The sequence below is a fragment of the Vibrio mediterranei genome, assembly GCF_900088415.1.
In the GTDB taxonomy this organism is placed as follows: domain Bacteria; phylum Pseudomonadota; class Gammaproteobacteria; order Enterobacterales; family Vibrionaceae; genus Vibrio; species Vibrio mediterranei.
In genome coordinates this window covers 14,161-26,384 of sequence record NZ_FLLQ01000007.1, presented here as the reverse complement: position 1 = coordinate 26,384, position 12,224 = coordinate 14,161, and the positions used below count along the sequence as shown (strand labels likewise).

Genomic DNA, 12,224 nt, shown 5'->3' with positions numbered 1-12,224 from the left:
CCTACGCATGAAGTGCCGTTCAAAATTATCGATAGTTGCTGCTAGCCTTTGGCTAGCAGCTTCATCAGCTCACGCTTTGGAAGCGAAATTTGAAAAATCAGATATTCCTACCTTGGCTCCCGAAGTACAACATGAAACAGCCAGTAAACGCGTAACTTCTCGTTTTACTCGTTCTCACTACAAACACTTCACTCTAGACGACGAATTTTCAAAAGCGATTTTTACACGTTATTTGGAAATGCTCGACTACAACCGAAATATCTTCACACAAGCCGACATAGACAAGTTCAACTCTTGGTCGACTCAACTTGATGATCAACTTAAAGCTGGTAACAACCAAATTGCATTTGATGTGTATAACCTTTCGATGCAGAAACGTTATGACAGATTTGCATACGCGTTATCTCTATTAGACAAAGAGATGAAATTTGATGTTGATGAAAGTATTACGTTAGATCGTTCAGAGGCAGCTTGGCCAAAGGATGAAACAGAGCTAAATGAGCTTTGGCGTAAACGCGTTAAGTATGATGCGTTGAATCTGAAGTTGGCTGGCAAGAATTGGGATGAGATAAAAGAAACGCTTGGTAAACGTTACAACAACGCAATCAAACGCCTAACTCAATCACACAACGAAGATGCATTCCAAATTTATATGAATGCGTTTGCTCGAGAAGTTGATCCTCATACTAGTTACTTATCTCCTCGTTCTGCAGAACAGTTCCAGTCAGAGATGAATCTGTCTCTGGAAGGTATTGGTGCCGTTCTCCAACTCACAGATGACTATACTGTTATTCGTTCTCTAGTAGCAGGTGGTCCGGCATCTAAGAGTAAGCAATTAGGCGAAGGCGATAAAATCATCGGTGTTGGTCAAGATGGTGAAGAGATCGTAGATGTCATCGGGTGGCGACTTGATGATGTAGTACAACTTATCAAAGGTCCTAAAGGCACCAAGGTCAAGTTACAAATTTTACCTGATGGCAAAGACGCTAAGGCGACCGTAGTTGAAATCGTCCGTGACAAGATTCGTCTAGAAGACAGAGCGGTTAAGTCTGAAGTTATCGAGAAAGACGGTAAGAAAATTGGTGTGCTTGAAGTACCGAGTTTCTACGTTGGCTTATCTAAAGACACAGACAAACTAATTACTGAGCTGAAAGAGAAAGGTGTCGACGGCATTATTGTTGATTTGCGCAACAATGGTGGTGGAGCCTTGACCGAAGCGACCGCAATGTCGGGTCTATTTATTGAAAATGGTCCAGTTGTACAAGTACGAGACAGTTATGGTCGAGTTAATGTAAACAGTGATACTGACGGAAAAATCAGTTATCAAGGCCCATTAACTGTACTTGTGAATCGTTATAGCGCTTCTGCCTCTGAAATTTTCGCAGCTGCAATGCAAGACTATGGTCGCGCAATTGTGTTAGGTGAGAACTCATTCGGTAAAGGTACAGTTCAGCAACATCGCTCGCTAAACCATATCTATGATCTATTCGATAAAGAGTTAGGATACGTACAATATACCATTCAGAAATTCTACAGAATTAATGGTGGGAGTACGCAGAACAAAGGCGTAGTTCCAGATATCGCCTTCCCAACGCCAATCGAACCTGCTGAAACTGGTGAGAGCGTTGAAGATAACGCACTACCATGGGACAGCATAGATAAAGCGAAATACAGTGAGTTACAACGTAACGATGAAATGATCGCGTCGCTTACGACTAAGCACGAAGAACGCATTAAATCAGATATGGAATTTGGATTTATTTCTGAAGACATTGCTAAGTACAAGGCTGAAAAAGACGATAAAACGTTATCCTTGAGTGAATCTGCACGTAAAGCAGAAAGTGATAATAATGATGAGCTTAGATTAGAGCGTGTCAACTTGCGTCAGAAAGCGGCAGGAGAAGAACCTTATAAAACTCTGGATGATATCCCGAAAGATTATGAAGTCCCAGATGCTTACTTAGATGAAGCCGTGGCTATTATGGTCGACATGGTAAACGCCAAATCTTAACCTGTTCAAACTAAACAAAAGCGAGCCTAGTGCTCGCTTTTTTAATGCTTGTTCTCGCTTGCCTCAGATTTGATACTTAAAATTAAAAATCGTGATTTAGATCAAAAAATTTCGCAATCTCGTATTATCCCACCTAAGCTTAATGTAACTGTGAGGGGGATACATATGAGATGGATTACACTACTTTTATGTGTTTTGTCGTTTGGAGTACTGTCGGATACACGTAAAGATAACAATGACTTAACTCAGTTTGACCAACCGTTTCTGTTGGGAGATTGGTACTTAGTAAACCCAAGTCCAGATGAAGGACCGGACACCTTTTTAGCAATCAAACTATCGCTGGGTTCCAACTACACTTTTTCGATAGACATTCAAAAACAAGACTACAGTATTGAACATTGGGAAGGGTTGTTTACCGCCAATGATGATACGATTATTCTCGGCCTAAACAGTGATGAACCTCAGGTCTATAATTACAGCGGCAACCACAATATGCTCAATCTAAATGGAGTCGTCTTTACCAAAGCGTTGCCTAATGCACTCGCTGGTATCTGGTCTTCGGTGAGTGTGAGTGGTGATGACAAACATGCTCAAGAAATTGCGAGAATGGATTTAATCCTCCAGCCAGATTTCGTGTTTACGTTTCGTGTCAGTTCAAGCGATGGAGATGAAGCGATTCATAGTGGCGTCTACTACACCGAAAATGATCACATCGTGTTGCTTTATAAAGACGGTGAACACGATGCAACGTATACATTAAATCAGGATGAACTGACTTTAGAGGTAGAGGACGGTGATATGTTTGCTGTCCTCAACCGCATTCGCTAGCAACACAGGCAGTTAGTCAAAAGCGTCAACTTAGTTTGACGCTTTTTTTGTGTCCAATTCTGCACAGTAACAGTTCAAAGGTATATAATCGTCAAGGATTAAGCTAACTATGCTAACGATAATAATATAAGGACAAAGGATGACCGAGTCAGCACCTAAAGCCAAATACCGTAGCGACTATCAAACACCGTCGCACACTATCACAGATGTAAACCTTACTTTCGACCTTCATGAAACCCAAACTAAAGTGACCGCCGTTTCCCAAGTTAAGCAACTTGGTGATGCAACAACCATGGTACTTGATGGAGAAAATATCGAACTTATTCAAGTCAGAGTGAATGGAGAAGCTTGGAGTGATTTCATTACTACTGATTCCGGTTTGGAGATTTCAAATCTACCAAAAGAATTTGAATTGGTGATTGAAAACCACATTTCTCCGTCAACGAATACTGCTCTTGAAGGTTTATATATTTCTGACGGTGCTTACTGCACTCAATGTGAAGCCGAAGGTTTCCGACGTATTACTTATTTCTTAGATCGACCAGACGTTCTCGCTAAATACACAACGAAAGTCATCGCAGACAAAGCAGCTTTCCCATACCTCCTAAGTAACGGTAACAAAATCGAAGAAGGTGAATTGGAAAGTGGTCAACATTTTGTTACCTGGGAAGATCCACATCCAAAGCCTTCCTATCTCTTTGCTCTTGTCGCCGGTGATTTTGATGTATTGCGAGATGTATTTAAAACACGTTCAGGCAGAGATGTCGCACTGGAAATATTTGTAGACAAAGGCAATCTCGATCGTGCTAATCATGCGATGGTTTCATTAATTAACTCGATGAAGTGGGATGAAGAACGGTTCGGTCTTGAGTATGACTTAGACATTTATATGATTGTAGCGGTCGATTTCTTCAATATGGGTGCAATGGAGAATAAAGGCCTCAATGTCTTTAACTCTAAGTTTGTTTTGGCTAACGACCAAACCGCTACAGATACTGACTACTTGGGAATCGAAGCTGTTATTGGTCATGAGTATTTTCATAACTGGACAGGTAACCGAGTAACTTGTCGCGATTGGTTCCAATTGAGTTTAAAAGAAGGCTTAACGGTATTCCGTGACCAAGAATTCTCTTCGGATTTAGGCTCTCGCTCTGTTAACCGCATTAATAATGTTCGTATTATTCGTGGCCCTCAGTTTGCTGAAGATGCTAGCCCAATGTCACACCCAATAAGACCTGACAAAGTCATTGAAATGAATAACTTCTACACTTTGACGGTTTACGAAAAGGGAAGTGAAGTTATTCGAATGATGCATACGTTGCTGGGTGAAGACAAATTCCAAGCGGGCATGAGATTGTACTTTGAAAGGCATGATGGTACTGCCGCGACGTGTGAAGATTTTGTTTCCGCAATGGAAGATGCATCGGATATCGATCTGAAGCAATTCCGTCTTTGGTATAGTCAATCGGGTACGCCAACATTAACGGTTACCGATAGTTACGATGAATCTGCGAAGACTTATACGCTTAAAGTCTCTCAACAAACTCAACCGACTCAAGATCAAGTTGAAAAGCAAGCGTTACATATTCCGTTTGACGTAGAACTGTATGATGAGAAAGGAAATTCTCTAGAGTTACGCTGTAACGAAATTGAGTTGAATAACGTATTAAACGTGACTGAGAGTGAACAAGAATTTGTGTTTGAGAACATATCTTCGAAACCTGTGCCTTCAATGCTTCGCGAGTTTTCAGCTCCGGTTCGTCTCGAATTCGATTACAGCGATGAGCAATTAGCCTTTTTAATGATCAATGCGAAAAACGATTTTGCTAAGTGGGATGCTGGCCAAATGTTATTGGCAAAGTACATTAAGTCGAATGTTAATTCCATTCAAAGTGGCAATAGTGTAGAACTACCGAGCCTAGTGATTGATGCATTTAGAGGTGTGCTACTGAACAAAGATTTAGAAGAGGCGTTCATTGCTGAAGCATTATCTTTGCCAAGCTTTAATGAAGTAGCCGGTTGGTATAAAACTGTAGATGTCGATGCAGTCTGCGACGTGTTGAAAGATATCAAGTCACTGCTAGCAGAAGCCTTACAAGATGAGCTGTCTGCGCTATACCATACGTTAACTCAAGCTGATTATTCGATTGAACATGACGCAATTGGTAAACGTTCGTTAAGAAATCTTTGTCTACAGTACTTGGTAAACGTTGATGAATACCAATACTTGGCCGAGCAACAATATCGTGATGCCAACAATATGACGGACACGATCGCCGCAATGACTGCAGCAAATAGTGCATCACTTTCATGCCGCCAGTTATTGATGGACGACTACAGTGAGAAGTGGTGTCATGATGGATTGGTTATGGATAAATGGTTTGCCTTACAAGGTGCCAATCCATCAATCAACGCTCTAGAGAATGTTAAACATTCTATGTCACACAAAGCGTTTAGTTTAAGCAATCCAAATCGTACTCGCAGTTTGATAGGGTCTTTCTTGAACATGAACCCACGTCGCTTCCATGATATCTCGGGTGAGGGCTATCAGTTTGCTGGTGAGATATTGACTCAGTTAAATGAATCAAATCCACAAGTAGCGTCGCGTTTAATTGATCCGTTGCTCAAGTTGAAAAAGTACGACGAAAAACGTCAGGAACTTATCAAAGTCGAATTGAATAAGTTACGTAGTTTGGACAACTTAGCTAAAGACTTATTTGAGAAAGTCACAAAAGCATTAGAGTCATAATCGACAAAAAGCCAATACTGTATATGTAAACAGTATTGGCTTTTTTCTTAAATAAACCTCAGGAAAACCACCTAAATTGCTCAACATTCAAACAATATGAAACAGTACTACTTCAATCTCAGTATCTCGTATCAGAATTACCTTTCTCATTATACTGGTTATGCATCCAGTATTTTAGTGGTCACCGATGAGCGTTTAAAACTGCAGCTTCCCGCAAGTCGGTTTCGCCCGTTTTTGACACAATCAGGTATTAAAGGTCGCTTTAGATTGATAACTGACCAGAACAACAAGTTTATACGGTTAGAATCACTGTAACTGCTCCAAATTATAGTGATATGAATAAGTGCATCAGTCACACTATCAAACATTTCCCTGAAACTTCTTCCATTTTTTATTAACTCTTTCTCAATAAAACTTTTACAATATAGAACAAGCCTACATCCCTCATAAAAACAAAAAGTGGAGCGTTTCTATGACCACGCGTGAACCAGTTGTTCCGGTTCTACTGGAGAAAGTATACAAGTTGATTGAATCCAAAGTTGAAGGGAGCAATCAGCCTTTAGTAACTAAACTCGCCAAACATATTTTTAGCAATGTTTCCCCCGATGATTTGCTACAAAGAAATGAATCAGATCTTTACGGTGCTGTTGTTAGTTTATGGCATCATCTCAATGAGAAAAAATACGATGAAGTGTCGGTTCGGGTATTCAACCCGGCGGTCAGTCGTCATGGGTGGCAATCAACTCACACTATTTTAGAAATCGCCGTTCCAGATTCTCCGTTCTTAGTTGACTCAGTCAAGATGGCTCTTAATCGAGTAGATTTGACTTGTCACATCATGCTTCATGGTCCGACTCAATTTGAACGCGATGAACAAGGGCAGATAACATCAGTTAATGAAGGGAAAGGGCACTTACAATCGATTTTCCATATCGAAATTGACCGTTTAAGTGACAAAGCTGAAATGTCAGCGCTTAAGGATGAGTTGGTTTCTATATTCGAAGACACTAGTTTGGTCGTTAACGAGTGGGAGGCGATGTCGGATAAGCTTAAGCAAATCACAAAAGATCTGGTTAAGAACAAAAAGAAACTTCCAATGGAAGCCGATCGTTTTGATGAAACCATCGCGTTTTTAGATTGGGTTGGTAACCACAATTTTACCTTTATGGGCTACAAAGAGTTTGATCTCATCAATGAAGAGGGTGACTCCATACTCAAACCTACTGAAGATAAAGGCTTAGGCCTGTTCGCCAGTGAAGAACGTGTCCGTTCGGTAAAAATTTCTGAGTTTTCCGACTCGGCACGTCTAGAAGCGAAAAAGCCTTTCCTACTTATTCTTACCAAAGGTAATAAAGCAAGTCGTATCCATAGGCCCGCGTATACAGATTACATCGGAATCAAGAAATTCGATGCAAATGGAAAGGTTGTGGGAGAACATCGATTTACTGGACTGTATACATCAGCCGTGTACAACCAAAGCGTATCCACCATTCCACTAATTCGCGAAAAAGTTGATCGTATCTTGGATGCTAGTGGATACCGAAATGGATCTTATTCATACAAAGCGCTTCGCAATATATTAGAAAACTATCCGCGTGATGAACTACTTCAAGCAAAAGAAGAAGAATTGCTTGAGATAGGTATGGGTGTGGTTCAAATGCAGGATCGTGACTTGATCCGCTTATTTGTTCGTAAAGATCCGTTTGGTCGTTTCTTTAGCTGCATGGTGTACGTTAGCAAAGATCGGTATAACACTCAGCTTCGAAAAGATACACAACGGATCCTTCAAAACTACTTTGGCTGTGAGCAAGAGGTTGAGTTTACGACTTATTTCTCCGAAAGCCCTCTGGCTAGAACCCATTACATCGTAAGGGTTGATAACAATAATATGGATATGGATGTGAAGGCGATAGAAAGAAACCTAATGGAAGTATCAGCGTCTTGGGATGATCGTCTTTCGGAAGCTATTGTTGCCAATTTTGGTGAGAGCAAAGGGTTACCGTTATCGAAAGTATATTCAAGAGCATTCCCGCGTTCATATAAAGAAGACATGATGCCGACCTCTGCTGTGGCGGATATTGAACGACTTGAATCCCTTGATGAAGATAATAAGTTGGGCATGCTGTTCTACCGACCACAAGAAGCAGCGGCGGATTCCAAAGAAGTTAAACTGAAACTATATCATCGTGATGAACCAATACACTTATCCGATGTAATGCCAATGCTTGAAAATCTTGGTCTGCGAGTGATCGGTGAATCACCGTATGAGATCGTTAAGTCAGATGGCGGAACATACTGGATCCTTGATTTTGCGATGCTACATAAGAGTGATGCGGTTGTCGATCTTCGAGAAGCTCGCGATCGATTCCAACAAGCATTCGCTGCAATTTGGTCTGGTGGTTTGGAAAGTGATGGTTTCAACCGACTGGTACTAGGTTCCGGTTTAACTGGTCGTGAAGTGTCAATCTTAAGGGCGTATGCGCGTTATATGCGTCAAGTCGGCTTCCCATTCAGCCAACACTATATTGAAGACACTCTGAATCATTACCCAGATCTAGCAAAAGACCTAGTTGAGTTATTTGCACAGCGTTTTATGCCTTCTCTAAAAGGAAGTAAGAAAGGGCAACAACGTGTTATTGATAAGATCCACAAACAGTTAGATAAAGTAGAAAGCTTGGATGATGACCGTATCATCCGCCGCTACGTCGAAATGATTTCTGCTACGTTGCGCACTAACTACTATCAGAAAGATAGCAATGGTGTTAACAAGCCTTGGTTATCTCTAAAACTCGAGCCAAAGAACATTCCAGAAATTCCAGCTCCAGTACCTGCGTTTGAAATTTTCGTTTATGCACCGGACATTGAGGGTGTACACCTACGTGGTGGCAAAGTTGCTCGTGGTGGTTTACGTTGGTCAGATCGCCAAGAAGATTTCCGTACTGAAATACTTGGGTTGGTGAAAGCGCAACAAGTTAAGAACACGGTGATCGTACCTGTAGGGGCAAAAGGTGGTTTTGTTTGTAAACGTCAGCCACAGCTATCATCACGTGATGAGATATTTGCTGAAGGGCAACGCTGTTATAAACAGTTCATTAGAGCGTTATTGGATGTATCTGACAACATTATCGAAGGTGAAATTATTCCACCGAAGAGTGTGGTTCGACATGATGAAGACGATCCGTATTTAGTAGTAGCTGCGGATAAGGGGACTGCGACGTTCTCTGACTTGGCTAACTCGGTATCAGATGAATATAACTTCTGGTTGGGTGATGCGTTTGCTTCCGGTGGTTCCAACGGATACGACCATAAAGCAATGGGTATTACCGCCAAAGGTGGTTGGGAGTCGGTTAAACGTCACTTCCGTGAAATGGGCATTGATTGTCAGAACGAAGACTTTACTGCTATTGGTGTTGGTGACATGGCAGGGGATGTATTCGGTAACGGTATGTTGTTATCGAAGCACATCAAACTTCAAGCTGCGTTTAACCACATGCATATCTTCATTGATCCAAACCCACAATCTTCAGCGAAAAGTTGGGAAGAACGTAAGCGACTATTTGATCTCCCACGCTCGAGTTGGGAAGACTATGATCCGAAATTGATCTCAAAGGGCGGTGGTGTTTTTGCTCGCAAAGCAAAATCGATCACGTTAACTCCTGAGATCCAAAAAATGCTTGGGACCAAGAAAGCATCCATGGCACCAAATGATCTTATTAAGATGATTCTCTCCATGGAAGTCGATCTACTTTGGAACGGTGGTATCGGTACTTATGTTAAATCTAGCGCTGAAACGCATACTGATGTAGGTGACCGCGCTAACGACGTATTACGCATCAACGGCAACGAATTGAAAGCCAAGGTAGTTGGTGAGGGCGGTAACTTAGGTATGACTCAGCTGGGGCGTATTGAGTATGCTTTAGCTGGTGGTCGTGTTAATACTGACTTTGTAGACAACGTAGGTGGTGTAGATTGTTCCGATAACGAAGTGAATATTAAGATCTTCTTGAATGGTCTTGTGTCTAACGGTGATCTGACAGTCAAACAACGCAATGAAATCCTTGAGTCTATGGAAGATGAGGTTGGCGAAATTGTTCTAGATGATGCCTATTGCCAGTCAGAGTCTATCTCAGTAACCGAATTCCAAGGTGTATCGCTAGTCAAAGAACAGATTCGTTTCATACACACGCTAGAAAAAGCAGGTCACTTGGATCGTGGTTTGGAATATATCCCATCTGATGAAGAGCTGATTGAGCGCGAGAAACAAGGTATTGGAATGACAAGACCTGAGCTCTCAGTACTGGTGGCTTACGGTAAGATGGTATTGAAAGAAGAACTGGTGACTGACGAGATCGCGACCGATGCGTATCATCAGCAGCAACTGACACAATACTTCCCATCTGAGTTACGCCGTAACTACATAGAAAGTATGTCAACGCATCCTCTGAAGGCTGAAATCATCTCTACAATGCTTGCAAATCAGATGGTTAACGAAATGGGATGTAATTTCGTGACTCGTCTACAAGAAGAGACGGGTGCCACAGTGGTTGATATTGCCAATGCATACGCAGCATCTAGAGAAATCTATGGTTTTGCATACACCTTCGAGCAAATACGTAAACTTGATAATATTGCCAGTTCAGAAGCGCAATATGAGCTGTTGTTTATTGTGCGGCGCACATTACGCAGACTTGCTCGTTGGATCTTGAGAAATCGACCTGGCAAACAGTCGGTGGAGCAACTCGTTGCGCGCTACCGTGATGATGTTATGAAAGTAGAGGAAACACTTGAAACTTGCCTTGTAGCTGAAGAAGTAGCGGAACATCGTCTACAAGCTGAAAACTGGGTGGAGCAAGGAGTAGGGAAAGAGCTGGCCAATTATGTAGCTCGTTTATCTAGCTTACTATCCGCTGTTGATATTTCGGAAATCGCTGCAGAAGCTAACTTTAGCGTTGAGCAAGCCTCTAAACTCTATTTCCATCTCGGTGATCGTCTATCACTACATTGGTTCTTAAACCAAATAAACAGTCAAGGCGTTGACAATAATTGGCAAGCTCTTGCTAGGGCAGCATTCCGCGAAGATCTAGACTGGCAGCAACGTTTGTTGACTGCGCAAGTTCTTAAATGTGGTTGCGGTGGTGATAATGACGACGTTATCCTGTCACTTAACAACTGGATGGAAACCAATGCAAGTAGTTTGCTTCGCTGGGAAAATATACTCAACGAGTTCAAAGTAGGTAATGTTCATGAATTTGCTAAGTTTTCTGTAGCTCTCCGTGAACTGAGCTTATTGAATTTAAACTGTGCAAACACGCAATAAATAGATACTGTTAACCAGTCTCATTAATAATTAGCGCCTTTTTAGGCGCTTTTTTATTACCGAGAGAATAATGAGTGACAATGTCACATGATTTGCGTCTTTATTCACCTAATCGTTTGCGTTTTCGCGAGAAAACTAAAAACTTCATTGCATGTTCAAACAAATAAGTAAATAATACCACCCCGTTTACACGGGTTTTCTATCGGAGGCACAATGCTTTACCGTCTTGCCAGAACTGGCTTTTTCCAACTTGATGCCGAAAAGGCTCATGATCTCGCTATTCAGAACTTCAAACGTTTTACTGGCACTCCTCTTGATCTAGCATATCGTCAACAACTTCCTAATCGTCCTGTTGAATGCATGGGGCTGACTTTTAAGAATCCTGTAGGTCTTGCTGCCGGTCTTGATAAGAATGGCGAATGCATCGAAGCATTTGGCGCTATGGGGTTTGGTTTCGTGGAAGTAGGGACTGTGACACCTCGTCCTCAACCAGGCAACGACAAGCCTCGTCTTTTCCGTTTAGTTGAAGCAGAAGGGATTATTAATCGCATGGGTTTCAATAACCTAGGCGTCGATAACCTTGTAGAGAACGTAAAGAAAGCAAAATTTGACGGTATTCTAGGTATTAATATCGGCAAGAACAAAGACACTCCGATCGAAAAGGGTGCTGAAGACTACATTATCTGCATGGAAAAGGTATACGAGCACGCTGGTTATATTGCCGTAAACATTTCCTCTCCAAATACTCCGGGACTTCGCAGCCTTCAATATGGTGAAGCACTTGATGAGCTGTTAGAAGAACTGAAAGCGAAACAAGCGGAACTGGCTGAAAAACATAATAAATATGTACCTTTGGCACTTAAGATCGCTCCGGATCTTAGTGACGATGAGGTTAGCCAAATCTGTGAATCGTTGATCAAAAATAAGATTGATGGTGTGATCGCCACGAACACTACATTGGATCGTTCTATCGTAGAAGGAATGAAGCATGCGAATGAAGCTGGTGGCTTAAGTGGCCGTCCAGTTCAATCACGTAGTACAGAAGTAGTCCGTCTACTTGCTGAGAATTTGCAAGGTAAGCTGCCAATTATCGGTGTTGGTGGCATTGATTCCTATGTTTCTGCGAAGGAAAAGTTGATGGCAGGTGCAACACTCGTCCAAGTTTACTCCGGTTTCATCTACCATGGTCCAAAACTTGTTAAAGACATCGTTAAAAACCTGTAATTACTGAAAAGTTACTGGGTCTAACATAAGAGAAGGGGAAAATTGTTTTCCCCTTTTTTTTTGCGTAATCGTTTGTAGAATTATATTCAACTGAC

The 12,224-nt window shown here is 41.7% G+C and carries 6 protein-coding genes; all 6 read left to right on the top strand.

From position 1 onward, the window contains the following. The first annotated feature begins 7 nt into the window (after positions 1–7). The 6 genes from prc to pyrD all read left to right on the top strand — a co-directional run bounded on the left by prc (position 8) and on the right by pyrD (position 12,129). On the top strand, positions 8–2,011 hold the full coding sequence (gene prc / locus VME0621_RS18765; protein ID WP_062459792.1) for a carboxy terminal-processing peptidase: 2,004 nt from the start codon (positions 8–10) through the stop codon (positions 2,009–2,011). Positions 2,012–2,176: 165 nt separating this feature from the next. Beyond that, on the top strand, positions 2,177–2,839 hold the full coding sequence (locus VME0621_RS18760; RefSeq protein WP_038230483.1) for a hypothetical protein: 663 nt from the start codon (positions 2,177–2,179) through the stop codon (positions 2,837–2,839). Positions 2,840–2,978: 139 nt separating this feature from the next. Then, the gene (gene pepN / locus VME0621_RS18755; protein ID WP_062459795.1) at positions 2,979–5,588 is read left to right on the top strand and encodes an aminopeptidase N; all 2,610 of its coding nucleotides are present in this window, start codon (positions 2,979–2,981) and stop codon (positions 5,586–5,588) included. 96 nt (positions 5,589–5,684) lie between these two features. Beyond that, positions 5,685–5,903 carry a DUF2835 domain-containing protein gene (locus VME0621_RS26305; protein ID WP_082795523.1) on the top strand — a complete coding sequence of 73 codons (219 nt, stop codon included), beginning with the start codon at positions 5,685–5,687 and terminating at the stop codon, positions 5,901–5,903. 157 nt (positions 5,904–6,060) lie between these two features. Beyond that, positions 6,061–10,905: an NAD-glutamate dehydrogenase gene (locus VME0621_RS18750; protein ID WP_062459798.1), complete on the top strand. Its 4,845-nt coding sequence runs from the start codon at positions 6,061–6,063 to the stop codon at positions 10,903–10,905. 213 nt (positions 10,906–11,118) lie between these two features. Then, positions 11,119–12,129, top strand: coding sequence for a quinone-dependent dihydroorotate dehydrogenase (pyrD, locus tag VME0621_RS18745; RefSeq protein WP_062459801.1), 1,011 nt, complete (start codon positions 11,119–11,121; stop codon positions 12,127–12,129). Positions 12,130–12,224 lie beyond the last annotated feature (95 nt).